Here is a 19964-nt window from a genome sequence, read left to right as displayed (position 1 = left end):
GGGAGATATCAGACGAGCCAGGAACTGCGCGCGCCGCGCTTTTCCTCTTCCAGTTGTTTCAGGCAGGCCGCGCAGATACGCCGGTCGCGCAGCATCGGCCTCTCGGCGCCGCGCCACAGAGGCTGCGCCGGCAGCAGGCTGCCGCACAGGGTGCGGTCGGCCGGGGTTCCCAGCTCCAGTTGGCGCGCAACCAGGTGCACCCGCACTTCGCGGCAGGCGAACAGGTCCAGCTGCTCATCGGGTTCGATCAACTGGTAGGCGAAGAGGGTCCAGGCGGGGCGCGACATAGGGGGTTCCAGAAGGGTGCGCAAACATAGCCGAAAGGCCGGGCGCGGGGAAGCCTCGATTCAGTGGTTTATTACTGCAACCGCCCATCACAGCAAGGGTTTGAGCGTCGGCCACACGTTGTCGAGCAGTTTAGGCTGTGCCGCAACCGCCGGATGAATACCGTCGGCCTGCATCATGTCCTGCACACCGCCGACTCCATCAAGGAAGAACGGTACCAGCGGAACCTTCTGCTCGCTCGCCACGCTGTCGAAGACCTTGGCGAATGCATCGGTATAGCGCTGCCCGTAGTTCGGCGGCAGGCGCATCCCCAGCAGGATGACCTTCGCGCCCGCCTGGCGCGACTGATCCACCATGGAGGCAAGATTCTGTTGCAATTGCGCCGGCGCCATCCCACGCAGGCCATCGTTACCGCCCAGTTCGATCACCACCAGCTTCGGCTTCTGCTCCGAAAGCAGCGCCGGCAGGCGCGCGAGGCCACCTGCCGTGGTATCGCCGGAGATCGACGCATTCACCACCTGGTAGTCGAAACCCTGCTCCTTCAAGCGCTTGTCCAGCAGGCTGACCCAACCCAGGCTGGTATCCAGCCCCAAACCGGCGCTGATACTATCGCCGACGACCAACAGCGTCTGCGCCGCGGCCTGCTGCGTGATCAGAAGCAACGCCAGGCAGCCGCCCATTAGCCATGCACGCATCGGATTCTCCATGAGCGAAAGCATTCTCACCGCGCGGAACCTTAGCAAGGTTGTTTCCAGCGCGGAAGGCAAGCTGACCATCCTCCACGACCTCTCCCTCGACCTCTCCCGCGGCGACAGTCTCGCCATCGTCGGCAGTTCCGGCTCGGGCAAGTCCACCCTCCTCGGCCTGCTGGCCGGGCTCGACCTGCCCAGCGGCGGCGAGATCGTCCTGCTCGGCCACACCCTCGGCAGGCTCGATGAGGACCAGCGCGCCCGCGTGCGTGCCGCTCATGTCGGCTTCGTCTTCCAGTCGTTCCAGCTGCTCGACAGCCTCAATGCGCTGGAGAACGTCATGCTGCCGCTGGAGCTCGATGGCCGGAAGGACGCCGGGCAGCGCGCCCGTGAACTGCTGGAGCGAGTCGGCCTCGGCCAACGCCTCACCCACTACCCGCGCCAGCTCTCCGGTGGCGAGCAGCAGCGCGTCGCCATCGCCCGCGCCTTCGCCGCCGAGCCGGACGTGCTGTTCGCCGACGAGCCCACCGGCAACCTCGACACCCATACCGGCGAGCGCATCAGCGACCTGCTCTTCGAGCTGAACCGCGAGCGCGGTACCACCCTCGTCCTGGTAACCCACGACGAGCGCCTCGCCCACCGCTGCCAGCGTCACATCCGCCTGGAAAGCGGCCACCTGATCGACCACGTCGAACCCTGACGGACGAGAGCCGATGAAGCCACTGTCGCTGCCTAACCTGTTCCGCCTGTCCCTGCGCCAGCTATGGCGCGAAGGGCGCAGCGGCGAACTGCGCGTGCTGTTCTTCGCCCTGCTGGTGGCGGTGGCGGCCAGCTCCGCCATCGGCTACTTCAGCGCTCGCCTGAACGGCGCCATGCTGGTGCGCGCCGCCGAATTCCTCGGCGCCGACCTGGTGCTCACCGGCACCCAGCCCGCGCGCCAGGAGCAGATCGACAGCGGCCTCAAGCTGGGCCTGCAGCACGCACAGAGCGTGGAGTTCTCCAGCGTGGTGGCCACCGACAACGGCATTCAGCTGAGCAGCGTGAAGGCCGTCGGCGACAGCTATCCCTTGCGCGGCGAACTGAAAAGCGCACCCGCGCCATTGCAGCCGGAGGTCGAAGGCGGACGCCCGGCAGCGGGTGATATCTGGGTCGAGTCACGCCTGCTGGCGAGCCTCGACCTGAAGATCGGCGACAGCGTCGACATCGGCCGCAAATCCCTGCGTATCGCCCGTGTACTGACCTATGAACCGGATCGCGCCGGCGACTTCTACAGCCTTACCCCGCGCGTGATGATGAGCCTGCAGGACCTGGGCGCCACCGGCGTGGTGCAGCCCGGCAGCCGGGTGCGCTACCGCGACCTGTGGGGCGGTCCGCACGAAGCCTTGCAGGCCTATCGTCAGGCCACTCGGAACACGCTGGCCGCCAACCAGGAGTTGCAGGACGCGCACCACGGCAACCGACAGATCGGCGATGCCCTGGGCCGCGCCGAGCGCTACCTCAACCTTGCCAGCCTCGCCGCCGTGCTGCTCGCCGGCGTGGCGGTGGCGCTGTCTGCCAACCGCTTCGCCACCCGCCGCTTCGACGCCAGCGCGCTGTTACGCTGCCTGGGACTGTCGCGCCGCGAAGCGCTGCTGCTGTATGGCAGCCAGTTGTTCGTGCTGGGCGTGGTCGCCAGCCTCTTCGGCGCCTTCCTGGGATGGCTGGCACAACTTGGCCTGATGCACCTGCTGGGTAACCTGCTGCCGCCGGAAATCCCCGACGCCGGCATCGTCCCGGCGCTCGCCGGCATGGCTACCGGGCTGGTCGCGCTGGCCGGCTTCGCCCTTCCGCCGCTGGCTGCCCTTGGCCGCGTACCGCCACTGCGGGTGCTGCGCAGCGACCTACTGCCGGTGCCGATGCGCACCTGGATGGCCTACGGCTGTGCGCTGCTCGCCCTCGGCCTGATCATGTGGCGGCTGAGCCTGGACCTGAAACTCACCCTCGCCCTGCTCGGTGGCGGCGCCATCGCCGCAGTGGTCCTCGGCTTTATCCTGCTGCTCGCCCTGCGCGGCCTGCGTAGCGCGCTGCAAGGGGCCAGCCTGCCGTGGCGCCTGGGCCTCGGCCAACTGCTGCGTTACCCGCTGGCAGCCGCCGGGCAGAGCCTCGCCTTCGGCCTGATCCTGCTGGCCATGGCACTGATCGCCCTGCTGCGCGGCGAGTTGCTGGATACCTGGCATTCGCAGTTGCCGCCCAATGCCCCGAACCATTTCGCGCTGAACATCCTGCCGGCCGAGAAAGACGGCTTCGAGCAGCGGGTGAAGTCGCTGTCACCCAATGCCGAAGACCTCTACCCGATGGTGCCCGGCCGCCTGGTGGCGGTGAACGGCAAGCCCGTCCACGCGATGAACGAGGACATCCGCAGCGAGCGCGCCCTGCAACGCGACCTGGGGCTGACCTGGTCCGCACGCCTGCCCGCAGGCAACCAGATAGTCGCCGGCGAGTGGTGGACGGCAGGCGAGAAGAACGAATTACCAGGCGTCTCGGTGGAAGAAAAGCTCGCCGGCAACCTCGGCCTGAAGGTCGGCGACCACCTGAGTTTCACCGTTGCCGGGCAGACCCGCGAGGCGCAGATCCGCAGCCTGCGCTCGGTAAAGTGGGACAACTTCCAGCCCAACTTCTTCATGGTCTTCGAGCCGGGCACCCTGACCGACCTGCCGGTGACCTACCTGACCAGTTTCTATTTGCCGGCCAGCCAGGAGCGCCAGTTGATCGAGCTGGCCCGCGCCTACCCCACCGTCACCCTGCTGCCAGTGGACGCACTGCTTGCGCAGCTGCGCAGCATCCTCGACCAGGTGACGCTGGCCGTGGAGTACGTGCTGGTATTCGTCCTTGCCGCCGGCTTCGTGGTGCTGTTCGCCGGTCTGCAGGCGACGCTCGACGAGCGCCTGCGCCAGGGTGCGCTGCTGCGTGCCCTGGGGGCCGAACGCAGCCTGCTGATGCGCACGCGGCGCAGCGAGTTCGCCCTGCTCGGCGCGGTCAGCGGCCTGCTGGCGGCACTGGGCTGCGAGCTGATCAGCTACCTGCTCTACCGGCTGGTGTTCGACCTGCCGTGGAGCCCGCACCCCTGGTTGCTGGCGCTGCCGTTACTGGGGGCGCTGCTGGTGGGTGGCGCCGGGCTGCTGGGGACGCGCCGCGCGCTCAACGTGAGCCCGTTGCGCCTGCTGCGCGAGAGCTGATCGGGTAGACTCGCCCGACCACTTTCGCCGCCCTGGATGCCATGAGCCGCTATCGCCCGCCCCGCCCCGCCGGTACCCCGCTGATCACTCCCGAAGGCGAAGCGCGCCTGCGCGCTGAACTGCATGAACTGTGGAACGTGCGCCGGCCACAGGTGACCCAGTCGGTCAGCGAGGCCGCCGCGCAAGGTGATCGCTCGGAGAACGCCGAGTACACCTACGGCAAGAAGATGCTGCGGGAGATCGACAGCCGCGTGCGCTTCCTGCGCAAGCGCCTGGAAAACTGCAAGGTGGTCAGCGAGCGCCCGGCCAATCCAAACAAGGTCTACTTCGGCGCCTGGGTCACTCTGGAAGACGAGGACGGCGAGCAGGCCCGTTATCGCATCGTCGGCCCGGACGAACTGGACCTGCGCAACAACCACATCAGCATCGACTCGCCGCTGGCCCGCGCCCTGGTGGGCAAGGAGCTCGACGCCGAGGTGATGGTGCACAGCCCCTCCGGCGAGAAGCTGTGGTTCGTAGTGGAAATCGAGTACCCCTGAGCAACGCAGGCACTGCACTTGTAGGAGCGAGCTTGCTCGCGGACCCGCCCTGCACCGGAGCTGCCGGGAAATCCGTTCGCGAGCACGCTCGCTCCTACAGGCTTAACCTGGAGCTCAGAGCGACGGCGGGCGACGAGTGATCAGACCCTGGCGGGCGACGCGGGTCAGCTCGTGGATGGCCGACTCCAACTGCTCGGCCACTGGCGACTGGACCACCGCGAAGTCAAAGCTGTCGGACGGGAAGCGCGCGAGATCGGCAAAGGTTTCGGCAAACTGGATCAGGAAGGTACGCGAGCCGTTCCAGCGCTTGGGCCAACCATCGAGGTAACGGACGAGGGTGGGCTGGTGATTGCCGCCCAGGAGAATCTTCGGATTGCGCCGAACCAGGCCGGTGGTGATCGGAGCCAGGCGCACATGGGGATTGGGACAGGTCATGGTGTCATGTCTTCCGCCTCTTTGGTCCAGCTGGACGCGGCGAGAGGCACACCGAACCAGCGCTTTAGCGGTATTTCGATGTCAGCCATCGCTGCATCCGCGCCCCGCAAGTTGCTACTTAAATCGGCGCTGTGCGGCATCCTAGAGAAGCCCCGGCAAAGCTGTCAAGGAGACTTCAGTCGATGACTACACCCCCCCTGCGGCTGTTCTTCGCCCTGCCCTGCCCGGCGCCGCTGGCAGCGCAAATCTGCGCCTGGCGCAATGGCCTGCACCTGGACGGCCAGCCCGTTGCCCAGGCCAACCTGCACCTGACCCTGGCTTTTCTCGGCTCCGTCCCGCGCGGCCGCAAGGCGGAATTGCGCGCCATCGGCGAACGCCTGCCGCGCCGGGGCTTCAACCTGGAGCTGGACCATATCGCGCGCTGGAGCAATGGCATCCTGCACCTGGCGCCGAGCAGCGCGCCGGCCGCCCTGCATGAGCTGGTGCATGCATTGCGCGAAGAGTTGCGAACAGGCGGATTCGAAGTCGAGCACCGCCCCTTCCATCCACACATCACCCTCGCGCGCCACGCCCACCAGACACCGGCGGCCACGGCGTCGTTTCTGCTGCCGGCCCAGGCCGTTACGCTGTTCAGCTCGGAGAACAGCCCTGCCGGCGTGCGCTACCGCGCCATCGGCGAGTGGCCGCTAGATAGCGTCTGATCGAGCCGCCCAGTCCTGGGCGTAATCGAGGAAACGTCGCAGGCCAGCCGTGGGGTACTTGTCGATGTGCAGCGCACGGAAAAAGGTGCGCCGCAGCGGCCCCAGCGGATTATCCAACTGCACCAGCTCACCGCGCGCGAGCTCCGCCTGTACGACACGCTGCGACAGGCAACCGATGCCGAAACCGCTCGCAACCAGCTGCTTGATCGCCTCGGCGTTGCTCACCTCCAGGGGCGCATTGACGCTGCCCAGGCGCGGCAGTACCTGCTGCTCGAAAGTCACCCGCGTGCCCGACCCGGATTCCCGCAGTACCCAGCGCGCCGCCGCCAGATCCTGCAAGGTGACGCTCTCGGCCGCCGCCAGGGGATGATCCGGCGCCACGACCAGTAGCAGCTCGTCCGCCATCCAGGGCGTCAGCTGGATCTGCGGATGCTGGATCGGCGCTTCGATGAAGGCCACGTCCAGGCGGAACTCGGCCAGCGCCTCGATCACCCCGCCGCTGTTGGCGACCTGCAACTCCAGGCGGCTCTCGGGCAATTCGCCGAGAAAGCCGGCCATCACCTGCGGCAGCAGGTAGCCACCAATGCTGCGGCTGGCACCAAGGCTCAGTTGCACCGGCGCTGATTCGAACAGGCTCTCCAGCTCGGCACTCTGCGCCAACAGCGCACTGGCCTTGGGATAAAAGGCGCGGCCATTGTCGTTCAGCGCCAGACGCTTGCCACTGCGGTCGAACAGGCGCGTGCCGAGTGCACGCTCCAGCTCCTGCAGCGCCTGGCTGGCGGCGGACTGCGAAAGCGCGATGCGTGCCGCGGCCTGGGTGACATTGCCCAGTTCGGCAATCGCGGTGAAGGTCGCCAACTGGCGAAGGGTGATGCGCGGGCCCATATCGATAAAACCGGTCATCCCAATAAGAACAATCCGTTTTTACACTAAGCGGCACCGCGGCACCATGGCTTCACCTTACACAAGGAGCCTGCAATGAACGCCCTCCGCCGCCTGCCCTACTTCGTCCCCGGCGCCCTGCTCTGCCTGGCCATCGCCTTCGGCTCGCGCCAGCTCATGGAAATTCCCGCACTGCAGCACCTGGGGCTCGGCAGCCTGACCCTGGCAATCCTCATCGGCCTGCTGGCCGGCAATTTGGGGCTCGCGCGCTTCGGCAGCATTCGCCCCGGCATCGACCTCTCTCGCCAGCAACTGCTGCGCCTGGGCGTTGTGCTCTACGGCCTGCGCCTGACCTTCCAGGACATCGCCGCCCTCGGCCCGGCAGCATTGATCATCGACGTGCTGATGGTCGCCAGCACCCTGACCGTCGCCTGGTGGATCGGCGAACGCTGGCTCAAGCTGCCGCGCGAAAGCGCCCTGCTGATCGGCGCCGGCAGCGCCATCTGTGGAGCCGCGGCGGTCATGGCGAGCAGCCCGGTACTCAAGGCGCGTGCCGAGCACACCGCCGTCGCGGTAGCTACCGTGGTGCTCTTCGGCACCCTGGCGATGCTGCTGCATCCGCTGATCTACGCCGCACTGCCCAATCTGTTCGGCAGCGAGCAGGCCTTCGGCGTATTCACCGGCTCGACCATCCATGAGGTCGCCCAGGTGGTTGCCGCCGGCCGCGCCATGGACCCGGCCGCCGCGGACGCCGCGCTGATCAGCAAGATGTTGCGGGTCCTGCTGCTGGCCCCGGCCCTGCTGATCCTCGGCCGTGTCGGTTGCACCGAAGCCGCCGAGCCGGGCGCGCGCCGCAAACTGCACGTTCCCGGTTTCGCCGTGTTCTTCCTGCTGGTGACCGGCCTGCGCTCGCTGGGCTGGGTGCCGGAAAGCTGGCTGGCGCCGCTGCAGCAACTGGATGACGTGATGCTCGGCATGGCGATGGCCGCCCTGGGCCTGGCCACCCGCCTGGGCGACCTGCGCAAGGAAGGCCCCAAGCCGCTGCTGCTGGGCGCCGGGCTGTTCGCCTTCCTGCTGGTGGGCGGCGGCCTGATCAACGGCGGCGTACAGTACCTGTTCCACTGATTCACGCAGGCAAACAAAAAGGGCGGGCACCTTGGGTGCCCGCCCTTTTTCGTTATCGCGTCGGCGATCAGCTGGACAGCTTGCGGTCCAGCGAGAACGGGCCGGCGCCGCTGATCAGCAACGCGACGCTGATCATGATCAGGGTGAAGGCGTATTCGAAGCCGTTGGCGGTGATGAAGAAGCCGTTGGCGAGGTGCACGCTGAACACCGCGACCAGCATGGCGACGATCAGCGGGATGCTGGCCAGGCGCACCAGCAGGCCAAGCACCAGGGCCAGGCCGCCGAAGAATTCGGCGCTGCCGGCCAGGGCAGCCATCAGGTAGCCAGGAGTGACGCCGAGGGATTCCAGCCAGCCCGCCATGCCTTGCAGACCCGGGCCACCGAAGGCGCCGAAGAGCTTCTGCGAGCCGTGAGCCATGAAGGTCAGGCCGGTGGTGATGCGCAGGACAGCGATGCCGGCGCCAGCGTTGGTGGTCAGAATGGATTTGATCAGCGAGTTCATGGTGCGTCCTTATGCGAGCTCTAGTGGGAGCGAAGGGTTGCGTAGGAAGTAGGTGACAACCGTGGTTGCTTGGCGACCAATATAACCAGTTTTTACGATATCAAAAGCGCAAAATCGCGCTGATAACTATCGAACAAACTGATTACTTCTTGATTGCCGCCACGCTCTCACGTGGCTCGAGGCCATCACGTTCCCGCTGATATGCAAGATAGTACTTGTTGACGCTACTGACGTAGTTCACCACGCCCATGCCCAACTGCTCGGCCGCCACGCGCTCGACCTGGAAGAACCACTGGTTGGGGTTCAGGCCCTGGCGCTTGGCCTCCGCACGCAGGCTTTGCACCCGCTCGGGACCGGCATTGTAGGCAGCCAGAACGAAGGCCATGCGGTCCCGTTCATTGATGCGCGAGCTGGAGAAGAAGCGCTTGCGCAGCATGGCCATGTAACGGCTGGCTGCCTGCACGTTGTTCTCCTTCTGGTGCACGGTATCCACGCCCACGGCGCGGGCCGCCGCCGGGGTGATCTGCATCAGCCCGGTGGCGCCGCCGGCGCCGCGCGCGCCGGCATTCAGGTTGGACTCCTTGAAGCCCACGGCGGCCAGGGCCAGCCAGTCGACCTTGCTCTGCTCTCCATAGCGTTGCAGGGTCGGGCGCACGGCTTCCAGGCGCTTGCGGTCGGGAACGAGCAGCGGGTTGCGCACCTGGTAGGCGCGGCGGTACAGGCGCTGGAAGGCTGCGTCCTGGTCCGCCGGGGCGCGATAGTCCTTGAGGAAGCGGTTGACGCTGGCGCGCAGCATTGGCGCGTCACGACGTACGTACCAGGCCATCGGCTCGCTGTTGTCCAGCACCAGATGACGATCGACGCGCAGCTTGGTGAAGACCTTGCTCCAGCGTTCGGCGATGGGCTGCTCGACCACGGTGTAATTGAAGATGCCGGCCTGGACCATCTCCAGCACGTCTTCCACCGCCAGGGAGGAATCGGTCCACTCCAGCACCAGAGGCGCCATGCGCTTCTGCACCAGGCGCTCGTTGACCTTGCGCACGGCCTCACCAGCGGCGCTACCGGCTGGCAGGGTGATGGTGCGGCCGGCCAGCTGCTCCAGGCGCACGAACTTGCGGTTGCCCTGCTTGGTCACCAGCACCAGCGGCACGTCGGCCTTCCACGGCAGGCTGGGGCTGACGTTCTGGCCATCGCGGGCCAGCAGGACTTCCCCGGGCGCGACCAGATCGCCTTCACCGCGCTGCAGCGCGCCGAGCAATTGATCCTTGGCCTTGGGAATGAACTTGATGGTGAGCGGCTTGCGCCCTGGGGCACTGTCGTTGAGGTATTGCTCGAAGGCGCGCAGGCGACGGTATTCGATGCCAATGGGTTCGCCCTTGATCTCACCGGAGCTGTTGCGGCTCTGGTTGACCAGAACCCGCAGGGTGCCGCCGGAGCGGATCGTGGCAAGGTCGCGGGCGTCGGTGTTTTCCTGCTCCCAGTTTTCCGGCTGGGCCGTCAGGCGCGCGGCCGCCGGCAGTGGCGTCAGGGCCACGAGGCACAGCAGTAGCAACAACAGTCGGGTCATCCAGCTCTCCAGGGGCTCGCACTCGGCGGCGGGCCGATTAGAGTGCGGTTTCGGTCGGGGGTTCCCGACCGCCAAGGGCGCGCAAGATTCTCACAGGAGGGGCTCATTACCAACCCGAAACTTCCGATATATCTTCGGAACAATCCGCAACCTGTTGTTTTTTAAGAATTTTCGTCTGAAAAGAGCGTTTTGCTATGCTCCGCATCCAGACAAAGGGAACAAAAATGCAACTGATCGACATCGGCGTCAACCTCACCCATCCAAGCTTCGAGCCGGAACGTGAAGCGGTCCTTGCTCGCGCGATCGAGGCCGGCGTCGCCCAGATGGTGCTCACCGGGACCAGCCTGTCCGACAGCGAACAGGCCCTGGAACTGTGCCGGCAACTGGACGAAGAACAGCGTCTTTACTGCACGGCCGGTGTCCATCCCCATGAAGCCAGCCACTGGGACAGCGGCAGCGCCAGGGCGCTGCGCGGCCTGCTGGCGGAGGACCGGGTAAAGGCCGTGGGCGAATGCGGCCTGGACTTCAACCGCGACTTTTCGCCGCGCCCGCAGCAGGAAAAGGCTTTCGAAGAACAACTGGGCCTCGCCGTGGAACTGCAACTGCCGGTGTTCATCCACGAGCGCGATGCCGGAGAGCGCCTGCTGGCGATCCTCAAGGACTTCCGCGACCGGCTCCCTGCGGCCGTGGTGCATTGCTTCACCGGCGAGCGCCGCACACTTTATTCCTACCTCGACCTCGACCTGCACATCGGCATCACCGGCTGGATCTGCGACGAGCGCCGTGGCACCCATCTGCAGGAGCTGGTGCGGGAAATTCCCGAAGGCCGGCTGATGCTGGAAAGCGACGCACCTTATCTGTTGCCGCGCACGCTGCGGCCCAAGCCCAAGAACGGCCGGAACCAGCCGGCCTACCTGCCCGAAGTGCTGACCTGCGTGGCCCAGCACCGTGGCGAGAGCGCAGAGCGCGTCGCTGCCCATACCACCGAGTGTGCGCGGCGCTTCTTTGACCTCCCGGAAATTTGAACCGGCTCTCAAGAATGCCCTTCCTCGGCCGATAAGTCGGGAGCGGAAGGTGGCTTGATTCCCATCAATGGCCACCTTCATCCCTTTTCACGACAATAATGGCGCCCTGCCACTATTCGACCGACAAGAAGACATCTATGGCCGCCTGGATCCGCGATATTTCCCTCAAGTACAAATTCTGGGCCGTCAACGCGGTCGCCTTCGTCACCACCCTGCTGCTGGTGCTGTTCGCCATGCACCAGGAGCTCGATGGGCGCAACCAGCAGGCACGCCAGGGTGCCGAAGCCCAGGCCCAGATGCTCAAGGGCTGGCCGGCGGGCTCGGCGCTGCCGACTTCGCCGAACCTCGTCAGCTTCGCCAGCGGCAGCGCACCGCAGATCGCTGGTGTTGACGGCTCGGCCCTCGCCCGCGCCAGCGGCTGGGTAGACCTGCAGGGTGCGCAGAACCGCAACGGCGCGCTGGCCGGCGCCTACGTGCAGGACATCGGCAACGGCCAGCGCGTCGCCGTGCTCGCCCCCGGCGCCGACTTCTGGAGCGTCTTCGAGGACCGCGCCCTGCCCTTCGCCGGCGCCGTACTGGTGCTGATGCTGGCCCTGCTGGCCGCCTCGCAATTGCTGATCCGCTTCATCCTCACGCACCTGCTGACCCTGCGCGACGTGATGCTGCACGTGGAAAAGAGCGGCGACCTGTCCGCCCGCGTGCCGCTGGAAAGCCGCGACGAAGTCGGCCAGATGGCCACTGCCTTCAACGCCATGCAGGCCGGCTACCAGCGCGTGGTCGGCACGGTTGCCCAGGCCGCCGGGCGCCTCGACGAAGGCGCGCGCAGCCTTGCCAACAGCATGGGCCAGGTGCGCCAGGGCATGCTCGGCCAGCAGAGCGAGACCGACCAGGCCGCCACCGCCATCAACGAGATGTCCACCACCGTCCACCACATCGCCCAGCACGCCGCCGATACCCGTGACCAGTCGCAGGAGGCCGATCGCCTCGCCGGCAATGGCCAGCAAGTCGTCGGCCGTGTTGGCCAGTCCATCGCCGGGTTGTCCCAGGGCGTGCAGCAGACCGCCGAGATGATCCAGCAGCTGGCCCAGGACAGTCACAAGATCAGCAGCGTGGTCAGCGTGATCCACGGTATCGCCGAACAGACCAACCTGCTGGCTCTCAATGCCGCCATCGAGGCCGCCCGCGCCGGCGAGATGGGTCGCGGTTTCGCCGTGGTGGCCGACGAAGTGCGCAACCTCGCCAAGCGCGTGCAGGACTCCACCGACGAGATCACCCAGATGATCAATGCGCTGCAGTCCGGCACCCGCGACGCCGTGGAATTCATGCAGGAAAGCTCGATCAAGGCCGATGGCTGCGTCGAGGAAGCCCGTGAAGCCGGCGAAGCCCTGGCGGCGATCGCTTCGGCAGTGGCGCTGATGCGCGAAAGCAATACCCAGATCGCCGTGGCCGCCGAGCAGCAGAGCCAGGTCGCCGAGGAAATGACCCGCTCGGTCGTCGGCATCCGCGACGTTACCGAGCACACCGTGCAGCAGACCGTGGACTCGGCCGGCACCAGCCACCAGTTGGCGGACCTCGCCGGCGAGCTCAGCCGCGCCATCCGCCAGTTGCGCCTGTAATCCCTATCGCCCGCATAGCCTGCGCCCATTGGCGCGGGCTTCGGGGCAGCACCTAGACTGCTGATATTCCGCCCGCCTGCGTCCAGGCGGGCTTTTCAGTCTCGGGAGCACCCACATGGGCAAACGTCATCCCAACCTCCTCGCCTGGCAGTGGCAGGGCTACGCCGCCAACCACCGCAACCCGACCAACCTGGCGCTGCACATCATCGCCGTGCCGCTGTTCATCCTCGGCGCCCTGACCCTGCTCAGCGGGCTGTTCGGCCTGAGCCTGTCGGCGATCCTGCTGGGCGTGATCGGCATGGTCGCCTCGCTGGCCATCCAGGGCCGCGGGCACAAGCTTGAAGAGCAGGCGCCCGAACCCTTTACGGACCGCAAGGACGCCGTCAGCCGTCTGCTGGTCGAGCAGTTCGTCACCTTCCCGCGCTTTGTTTTGAGCGGCGCCTGGTGGCGCGCCTGGCGCAATCGCCGGCACTGAGCCGACCATAAAACAGCAGGGCGCGGCATTCCGGCCATTCAAGTACCAGGCAGGTTCGCCGATATAATCGTCGAGATTTCGTCACGAGCTGTTGAGATGTCGGCTTTTCGCCATTTTATTGGCATTTTTACCTGCCTGTTTATTGTCACGACCGTGCACTCAGCCCCGCAACCGGCGGCCGAGCGCACCGTGCTGACCATTGCAGTGAAGGGCCAGCCGCAACTCCAGCGCCACTACAGCCTGCGCGAGCTTGAAGCGCTGCCGCAGAGCGAGCGTCGCTCGATGCTCCCGGACGAAACCCAGGTACATGACTGGCAAGGCGTGCGCCTGAGCACCCTGCTCGCCGGCTTCGAGCGAGGCGACGCCCAGCGCCTGCGGGTCGAGGCACTCAACGACTACTCCGCGCTGATTCCACTGAGCGACCTGGACACCTTCGACCCGATCCTCGCCTACCGCCGCGACGGCCAATCCATCGGTATCGCCGAGCGCGGCCCGCTGTTCGTCATCTACCCGATGCTCGATCACCCGGAGTTGCGGACCCAGGTCTATTTCAACCGCACCGTCTGGCAGGTAAGCCGCATTACCCTGGAGTGATCGCCGTGCCCCCGCAACTTCCCAGGCGGCGCTATCGCCGCCTGACCGTCATCATCCTCAGCGGCCTGATCGCGGCGCTGACCGCCGGCGCCGGCGCTGCACTGCTGATGGTGCACCAGCATGTCCGCCAGTTGGCCCATCCCGCCGCCCACAGCGAGCTGTGGCAGGCCTACCAGCTGCGGGCCGAGCTGGAGCGCTCGTTGAACAGCGCCCGGCAGGTACTCGCCGGAGAGAGCGACAGCGATGCCTTGGCAACGCGCGTCGAAGTGCTCGCCAGCCTCCTGCCGCCGCTGCGCACTACACCGGTCTATGGCTACCTGATGGTGCCTCGCCCGGAAGTGCAGGCGACCCTGGAAAATATCCAGCGCCTGAGTGACGCCTGGCTCAAGCGCGCGCCCTGGGGTAAACCGCAGGCCGCGAAGCTGCTGGCCGGCGAGATGCTGCGCGAGCTGCCGCCCCTGCTCGAACCCACGCACGAACTGGTAGTAGTCACCAATATCGCCCTGACCAATTACATGGACGCCGAGCGCCTGGATCTGCAGCGCGCCTTCAACCTGCTGGCCTGGGTGCTTTTCGGCCTCGGCTTGTGCAGTGTGCTGCTGGCCTTGCGGGTGATCGCCAACTCGCGGCGCAAGCTCCTGCTCACCCAGCGCCTGCACGACCTCAACCAGTCGCTGGAGCAACGCGTCGAACAGCGCACCCAGGAATTGAGCGAGCGCAAGTCGCTGCTGCGCTACATCCTCGACACCAGCCCCAGCGACGTAGCACTGCTCAGCGACGAAGACTCCCGCGCCCATTACGTCAGCCCGCGCTTGTTGCAGCGCACCGGCATCCGCCCGCACGAGCCCTTCACCCTGCATCGGCTGTTCGACGATCCCGACGAGGAAGCCCGCTTCCGCCAGTCCCTGGCTGACAACGGCCAACTCGACAGTTGGGAAACCCGCCTGGCGGGCAACCCCGCCTACTGGGCCATCGTCTGGGCACGGAAGATGGAAATAGACGGCCGACCGGCCTCGCTGGTGTGGAGCTTCGACATCAACCAGCGCAAGACCATGGAGCAGGAACTGCGCCTGCTGGCCACCACCGATCCGCTGACCGGCCTGCAGAACCGCCATGCCTTCGTCAAACGTGGCGTCGCCCTGCTCAAGAGCGCACAGCGCTACGACCGCCAGTGCTCGGCGCTGATGCTCGACATCGACTTCTTCAAGCCGATCAACGATACCCACGGCCACGCCTTCGGCGATGCCGTGCTTCAAGCCGTGGCGAAGGAGCTGACGCAGGGACTGCGCGAAGTGGACCTGCTTGGCCGCCTGGGTGGCGAGGAGTTCGCCGCGATCCTTCCCGAAACCGACTTGCCACAGGCGCTGCAAGTCGCCGAGCGGGTGCGCAACAGCGTGCAGGCGCTGTCCTTCACCAGCGAAGACGGCAGCCGCGTGCGCCTCACCCTGAGTATCGGCGTGGCGGCGCGACGCGAAGGCGAACTGCGCCTGGAAGACCTGCTCGCCCGCGCCGACCGGGCGCTCTACCGGGCCAAGGCCGGCGGCCGCAACCGCACGGAAACCGCACCCGGCATTTAGCGGGGGCAGCCCTAGCCGAAGATGGTCACCGTCTGCCGGCCGATCGCCAGGAGCTGGCCATCGGCCGACCAGGTCTGGGCGGCGATGTGCCCGTAACCGTCACGGGCATGCTCGATGGTCGCCAGGTACTGGCACCAGCCATTCGCGGGCATCGAGGGCAGCGGCTGGACGAACTCCACGGTCCAGGTCAGCGAGCTGGAAGGTGCTGGCGATTTCAGGTGCGGCAGGTTGGCCGGCGGCCAGGCGTCGATCAGCGCCAGCAGGTGGCTGATCTCCATCGGCTCCTCGCCCACGTCGTCGCCACGGAAGCGCATCCAGCCACCCATCTCGCGCTCGCGACTGGCCGAGAACGGCATATGCCCGACCGCCCAGCGCATGGCGATATTCTGGGTGAAGGCCGGCATCAACTTGCGAATGTACGGCAGCTCCTGGCAGTCCTCGATGGCCTTGAACACCGGCGGCGGCAAGCCCTCCATCTGCACAGTGGATTCACGCCCCACACCGAAGCTGCCTTGCGCCAGCAGCACCACCTGCCCGTTCTGCACCGCGCGGCAGAATACCTGGCTGACCGACTTGCCCTCCCGCAGCACTTCGGCCTCGAAGCTCACCGGCACTTCCACCTCGATGGGACCGACAAAAGTGATCGCCAGCGAACGCACCGGTCGTCCGGCCTCGGCCACCGCCGCCATGGCCTCGTAGGCCAGCGCCGCCACCAGGCCGCCGAAACTCGCGCGGCCCTGCGCCCAAGTGGCGGGGATGACAATGGACAGCGGTGCGGCACGCACCGCCCGGAGCATTTCGCTGAAGGACATGATCGGACTTCCCTGAGGCTTCTGGAAAATGGCAGCTGGTTGCGATCTTAGGGGCACCGGCAGCCCCGGCAAACCATCCAAAGCCTTGTCCCTTGCAGGAAATGCCCTGCCATCAATGAGCCCTATGCAACGCTTTCTGCAGGGCCTCCAGACTCTCGTCGGCGAGGCGCTCGGCGAGGTCGTGGCGGGCGTTCCAGTGCGGCTGCAAGGGCATCAGGTCCAACTCGCGCTCGCTGCGGATCAGCCACTGCTCGTAGTCATGCCAGTCGCCCAGCGCCGACTGCGCGTCCTTCAGCGGCGCCAGCAGGCGCTGCGGCACGGCGGACTCCTTCGGATAGGCCTCCAGCGAATAGCGCACCCGCTTGATCAGCAGGCGCAGGCGATGGCGGTCGTGGGTCGGGTCCTTCAGGGCCTCGCGAAGCTTCTGCCACTCCCTCGCCAGGCGCTTCTCCACCTTGCCGTGCAGCCCCTTGAGCACGCCGTGGCGCTCGGAGGTGCGCCACAACTGCGGCCAGCCATCCAGACGCATCATCAGGCGCTCCCACTGCGGACTGGCAAGCAGCGTGGCGTAGCCGGAGATCAGCGCCGGGCGCCGCAGCGCAGCCGCGCGCTCGTAGCCTTCAGCCTCAAGCACCGGCAGCAGCACTTCGAGATCGCGCAACGGGCCGCTGAGCCGGCCCATATCGCCCAACGCCTGCTCCAGTTCGTCGATACCCGGCATGCCCCGCACCGGGTGCAACAGGCTGCGCAGCCGGCGCACGGCGATGCGCAGGTCATGCAGCGCTTCGGGATCGGACTCGGCCTTCAGGCGGGAGGACGCAGAGAACAGCGCAACCTCCTGCTCGATCAGATGGCTTACCAGGTAATCGCAGAAGGAGGTCACGGCAGGCTCCACGCCAGAGGGTGAAATATCAGGTTAGCCCCCACCAGCACAGCGGCAAGGGCCGCGATGTCACGTTCCGTTTCTGCGCGCCGACCACAAGCGCCAGGGCAGTTCGCGACGCAGGCGCGCCAGGTGCGCGCGCAATTCGGTAGGTGCCGTGGCAGCTCCGCCATAGCGCTGCGCTTCGAAGGCTTCCAGGTAACTGCGGATCGCCTGGGCATGGGCCGGGAGGACTTTGCTCGCGCGCCGGCAGAAATCCCGCGCGCCCTCCCCCGGCTCGCGATGCACCCCCAGGGGCGCGAGCATCCTTTCGAAACGCTGGAAGCTCTGCAACTGCAGATCAGTGGAACGCCGCCAGGGCTTGAACAGCACCAGCGCAAGCAAAGCCAGCAACAGCGCGCCGCCGCCCACCAGCAGGGCGCCGATCCACTGCCGGTCCAGCCCGCCGAACCAGTTCTTCAGCATGTCGCCCTGTTGTTCGGCCTGGTAACCCAGCACCCAGCGCTGCCAGCCATAGTTGACGTCGTCCCAGGCCATGCGCAGTTCGTTGAGCAACGCGAAGTTCCGGTAGCGCAGGGGCGAAAACGGATCGGCCTCGAGGAAGCTGCCTTCCTGGCTCATGGACGCCTCCAGTCCTTGCTCGATCCGCTCGGGCGATACGGCGCCCGTGGGATCAACGCGCGTCCATCCGCGGCCCTGCTGCCAATACTCCACCCAGGCATGGGCATCGAACTGGCGGATCGCCAGGTAACCGCCCGATGCGCTGGCCTCGCCCCCCTGGTAGCCGGTGACCACACGGGCCGGAATCCCCGCCGCGCGCAGGACGAAGGTCATGGCACCGGCATAGTGCTCGCAGAAGCCGGCCCGGGTGTCGAACAGGAAGCCGTCGATGCGCTCTGCGCCAACATCCGGCGGACGGAGCGTGTAGCGGAAAGGCTGTTCGCGGAAGTGCCGGAGCATCGCCTGCACCAGCTCGGCCGGCTGTGGGTAGCGTTCGCGCAGTTGCCGCGCCCAGGCACGGGCCTGGGGATTGCCACCCTGCGGCAAGGCGAGGTTGATCCGTTGTGCGCGGGCGGAGTCGTCCGGCTCCAGCACAGCGTCCGGCCAGGAGGTGGCGCGGTAGAGCAGCCCCTGGCGGACCGGCAGGCGCCGCTCCAGGTGGAAGTCGCTCATCATCCGCGCATCGCCCAGGCTGGTCTGCGCCACATCCAGCGCGAACAGCCAGGGCCGACCGTTGGGCTCCATGATCACCTGGTACTGCAAGGGCTGCCCCTGCCGCTGCCACTGCGGCTCACGATCGCCACGCTGGAACACCGCGCTCCAGCGCATGCCGTCGAAGCGCTCCAGGGTCAGGGCGCGCCAGTACAGCTGCGAGCGCGGCGGCGGGCTGCCGTCGAAGCTCACCCGAAAGGCCAGCGCAGGAGACTGGCTCAGTTCCACCATGTCGCCGGGCGCCATGCTGTCGCTCAGCCCGGTCATGGATTTGTCGCCCGGCATTGGCAGTGACCACAGCGGCCCCATGCGCGGAAACAGCAGGAATAGCAGCAGCATCAGCGGCAAGGCTTGCAGCAGCAGACCGCCGGCCAGGCGCAAGGTCGGCATCGGGCGCGCGGCGAAGCCGCTCTGCTGCAGGCCGATGGCCGCCGCCAGCAGCGCCAGCACCGGCAGCACGCTGAAGGCGGCGGCGAGGATGTCGTCCTGGAACAGGTAACTGGTGGTGACCGCGAAGAACCCCAGCAGGATCAGTACCCAGGCATCGCGGCGAGTCTTGAGCTCCACCAGCTTGACCACGAAGGCCGAGATCAGCAGCACCACGCCGGCATCCAGGCCGAGTAGCGAGCCGCGGGAAAACCACACGCCCACCCCGGCCAACGCCACCAGCGCCAGCTTGGCGATGCCACTGGGGTAGTTGGCGCGCATGCGGAACACCTGGATGCGCCAGGCCGCGCAACCCAGCCAGAGGGCGACGATCCACAGCGGCAGGTGTTCCAGGTGCGGAATGATCACCACCGCCTGGGCCACCAGCAGCCAGGTCAGGGCCACCCGTGGAATGGGCTGGGAGGAAGTCGCGGTCGCACTGCTCATCGCTTCGTCCCGTACAACGCCAGTGCGCGCAGGCAGGCATCGCGATGGGCGTCATCCAGGCCGACCGCCAGTTGCGCATCCGGCAGGCGCAGGCCGAAGGGCTGCTGGCGCAGCGTGAGCTGCAGGACCCAGAAGCACAGGCGCGACAGGCGCCCCTCGGTGTCGCCGCCCAGGCTGTCGAACTCCAGCCAGACATTGCGCCCGGCCAGTGCGGAGAAATCCTTCACCAGCAGGCCCTGGCCACGGGAGTAGGCCTTCCAGTGCAAGCGCCGGCGCGAATCGCCCGGCTGGTAGGGCCGCAGGCCCTGGTAATCATCGACGCCGCGCCCGCTGGGCCGCACGCCTTCCTCATCGTTCTCCGCCGCCCCGCTTTCCAGTGGCAGGTCGCCGGGCTGCGGATGCGGGTAGACCAGCACCGACTGGTCCAGGTCAACCCAGCTCCAGGCAACCAGCAAGCCCAGCGGGAAGCGACTCTCCACCCGCAGGCGACCAGGGCGCAACCAGCCACGACGCTCGGCTGGCACGCTCAGCAGCAACTCTTCGGCATGGTCCGCCGTAACATCGGCGAACTGCATGCGCTCGGCTTCCCACCCCAGGCCGATGGCCTGCCGGTTGCGCCCTTCGCCTTCCAGGCGCACCCGGAAAGCTGCCTGCTCGCCGACGAACACTGGCTGCGCGCCGAGCGCCGACAGACGCAGGCCGCCCAGGTTGCGGTAGGTATGGAGGATGGCGACGATGAACAGCGACAGCAGCAGGAAGGTCAGGCCATAGGCCAGGCTGTTCTGGTAGTTGATCGCGGTCAGCAGCATCAGCAACAGCGCAACGCCGAACGCCAGGCCCTGCCGGGTGGGGATGATGAAGATGCGGCGCTGGTTGAGTTGCAGCGAAGGTGACGGCGGTATGCGCCGGGCTATCCAGCTTTGCCACAGCGGCCTGACCTTGACGAGCATGGCGTGC

At 66.8% G+C, this 19964-nt stretch carries 20 protein-coding genes; 10 read left to right on the top strand and 10 right to left on the bottom strand.

Going from position 1 to position 19964, the window contains the following annotated elements; genetic code table 11:
- Nucleotides 1-8: 8 nt before the first annotated feature.
- A complete protein-coding gene (locus A6723_RS18185) occupies nucleotides 9-287 on the bottom strand; it encodes a hypothetical protein (protein ID WP_054909691.1) in 279 nt (92 codons plus the stop codon).
- An 87-nt stretch (nucleotides 288-374) separates the two neighbouring features.
- On the bottom strand, nucleotides 375-980 hold the full coding sequence (locus A6723_RS18180) for an arylesterase (RefSeq protein ID WP_054909692.1): 606 nt from the start codon (nucleotides 978-980) through the stop codon (nucleotides 375-377).
- Nucleotides 981-990: 10 nt separating this feature from the next.
- On the opposite strand from A6723_RS18180, the gene A6723_RS18175 reads away from it, so the two are divergent.
- Genes A6723_RS18175 through greB form a run of 3 tightly spaced genes read left to right on the top strand, consistent with a single transcriptional unit; the run spans nucleotide 991 to nucleotide 4728 of the window.
- Nucleotides 991-1674, top strand: coding sequence for an ABC transporter ATP-binding protein (locus A6723_RS18175; RefSeq protein ID WP_054909693.1), 684 nt, complete (start codon nucleotides 991-993; stop codon nucleotides 1672-1674).
- 13 nt (nucleotides 1675-1687) lie between these two features.
- Nucleotides 1688-4189, top strand: coding sequence for an ABC transporter permease (locus tag A6723_RS18170; RefSeq protein ID WP_054909694.1), 2502 nt, complete (start codon nucleotides 1688-1690; stop codon nucleotides 4187-4189).
- A gap of 41 nt (nucleotides 4190-4230) precedes the next feature.
- On the top strand, nucleotides 4231-4728 hold the full coding sequence (gene greB / locus A6723_RS18165; RefSeq protein ID WP_054909695.1) for a transcription elongation factor GreB: 498 nt from the start codon (nucleotides 4231-4233) through the stop codon (nucleotides 4726-4728).
- Nucleotides 4729-4842: 114 nt separating this feature from the next.
- On the opposite strand, the gene A6723_RS18160 is transcribed toward greB, so the two are convergent.
- Nucleotides 4843-5163 (bottom strand): hypothetical protein, encoded by a 321-nt coding sequence (locus tag A6723_RS18160; RefSeq protein ID WP_054909696.1) that lies wholly within the window; start codon nucleotides 5161-5163, stop codon nucleotides 4843-4845.
- 182 nt (nucleotides 5164-5345) lie between these two features.
- Here A6723_RS18160 and thpR point away from each other — a divergent pair, with 182 nt between their 5' ends.
- Nucleotides 5346-5864, top strand: coding sequence for an RNA 2',3'-cyclic phosphodiesterase (thpR, locus tag A6723_RS18155; protein ID WP_054909697.1), 519 nt, complete (start codon nucleotides 5346-5348; stop codon nucleotides 5862-5864).
- Here the strand turns inward: thpR and A6723_RS18150 are convergent.
- Entirely contained in the window at nucleotides 5850-6767 is a 918-nt protein-coding gene (locus A6723_RS18150; RefSeq protein ID WP_256234203.1) for a LysR family transcriptional regulator, read from the bottom strand. The two genes, thpR and A6723_RS18150, sit on opposite strands and share 15 nt — an antisense overlap.
- Nucleotides 6768-6842: 75 nt before the next feature.
- Here A6723_RS18150 and A6723_RS18145 point away from each other — a divergent pair, with 75 nt between their 5' ends.
- Nucleotides 6843-7871 carry a YeiH family protein gene (locus A6723_RS18145; RefSeq protein ID WP_054909698.1) on the top strand — a complete coding sequence of 343 codons (1029 nt, stop codon included), beginning with the start codon at nucleotides 6843-6845 and terminating at the stop codon, nucleotides 7869-7871.
- 67 nt (nucleotides 7872-7938) lie between these two features.
- Here the strand turns inward: A6723_RS18145 and A6723_RS18140 are convergent, their stop codons facing one another.
- Together A6723_RS18140 and A6723_RS18135 are read right to left on the bottom strand one after the other, a co-directional pair.
- Complete coding sequence (locus tag A6723_RS18140) at nucleotides 7939-8373, bottom strand: DoxX family protein (RefSeq protein WP_017517576.1); 435 nt, start codon at nucleotides 8371-8373, stop codon at nucleotides 7939-7941.
- 142 nt (nucleotides 8374-8515) lie between these two features.
- Nucleotides 8516-9940, bottom strand: a complete 1425-nt coding sequence (locus A6723_RS18135; RefSeq protein ID WP_054909699.1) for a transglycosylase SLT domain-containing protein — start codon at nucleotides 9938-9940, stop codon at nucleotides 8516-8518.
- Between the two features lie 224 nt (nucleotides 9941-10164).
- On the opposite strand from A6723_RS18135, the gene A6723_RS18130 reads away from it, so the two are divergent.
- The 5 genes from A6723_RS18130 to A6723_RS18110 all read left to right on the top strand — a co-directional run bounded on the left by A6723_RS18130 (nucleotide 10165) and on the right by A6723_RS18110 (nucleotide 15227).
- Nucleotides 10165-10965, top strand: coding sequence for a TatD family hydrolase (locus A6723_RS18130; RefSeq protein WP_054909700.1), 801 nt, complete (start codon nucleotides 10165-10167; stop codon nucleotides 10963-10965).
- Nucleotides 10966-11102: 137 nt separating this feature from the next.
- Nucleotides 11103-12581, top strand: a complete 1479-nt coding sequence (locus tag A6723_RS18125; protein ID WP_054909701.1) for a methyl-accepting chemotaxis protein — start codon at nucleotides 11103-11105, stop codon at nucleotides 12579-12581.
- A 115-nt stretch (nucleotides 12582-12696) separates the two neighbouring features.
- The gene (locus tag A6723_RS18120) at nucleotides 12697-13056 is read left to right on the top strand and encodes an Mpo1-like protein (protein ID WP_054909702.1); all 360 of its coding nucleotides are present in this window, start codon (nucleotides 12697-12699) and stop codon (nucleotides 13054-13056) included.
- 189 nt (nucleotides 13057-13245) lie between these two features.
- On the top strand, nucleotides 13246-13650 hold the full coding sequence (locus A6723_RS18115; protein WP_054909731.1) for a molybdopterin-dependent oxidoreductase: 405 nt from the start codon (nucleotides 13246-13248) through the stop codon (nucleotides 13648-13650).
- Nucleotides 13650-15227, top strand: coding sequence for a diguanylate cyclase (locus tag A6723_RS18110; protein WP_054909732.1), 1578 nt, complete (start codon nucleotides 13650-13652; stop codon nucleotides 15225-15227). The genes A6723_RS18115 and A6723_RS18110 overlap by 1 nt, the downstream gene beginning before the upstream one ends.
- Nucleotides 15228-15238: 11 nt before the next feature.
- On the opposite strand, the gene A6723_RS18105 is transcribed toward A6723_RS18110, so the two are convergent.
- From A6723_RS18105 to A6723_RS18090, 4 genes are all read right to left on the bottom strand, one after another.
- Nucleotides 15239-16039 carry an acyl-CoA thioesterase II gene (locus tag A6723_RS18105; RefSeq protein ID WP_054909703.1) on the bottom strand — a complete coding sequence of 267 codons (801 nt, stop codon included), beginning with the start codon at nucleotides 16037-16039 and terminating at the stop codon, nucleotides 15239-15241.
- 112 nt (nucleotides 16040-16151) lie between these two features.
- Entirely contained in the window at nucleotides 16152-16922 is a 771-nt protein-coding gene (locus tag A6723_RS18100; protein ID WP_054909704.1) for a CHAD domain-containing protein, read from the bottom strand.
- A gap of 69 nt (nucleotides 16923-16991) precedes the next feature.
- Nucleotides 16992-19007, bottom strand: a complete 2016-nt coding sequence (locus A6723_RS18095; RefSeq protein ID WP_054909705.1) for a DUF3488 and transglutaminase-like domain-containing protein — start codon at nucleotides 19005-19007, stop codon at nucleotides 16992-16994.
- A complete protein-coding gene (locus tag A6723_RS18090) occupies nucleotides 19004-19957 on the bottom strand; it encodes a DUF58 domain-containing protein (protein ID WP_054909706.1) in 954 nt (317 codons plus the stop codon). Before A6723_RS18090 ends, A6723_RS18095 begins: the two co-directional genes overlap by 4 nt.
- Between the last annotated feature and the right edge of the window lie 7 nt (nucleotides 19958-19964).

Origin of the sequence: Pseudomonas sp. AU11447 (genome assembly GCF_001672555.2) — a bacterium.
Classification (GTDB): domain Bacteria; phylum Pseudomonadota; class Gammaproteobacteria; order Pseudomonadales; family Pseudomonadaceae; genus Pseudomonas; species Pseudomonas nitroreducens.
Note: the sequence above shows the minus strand (reverse complement) of the source record. Positions and strands in the feature narration are given on the sequence as shown.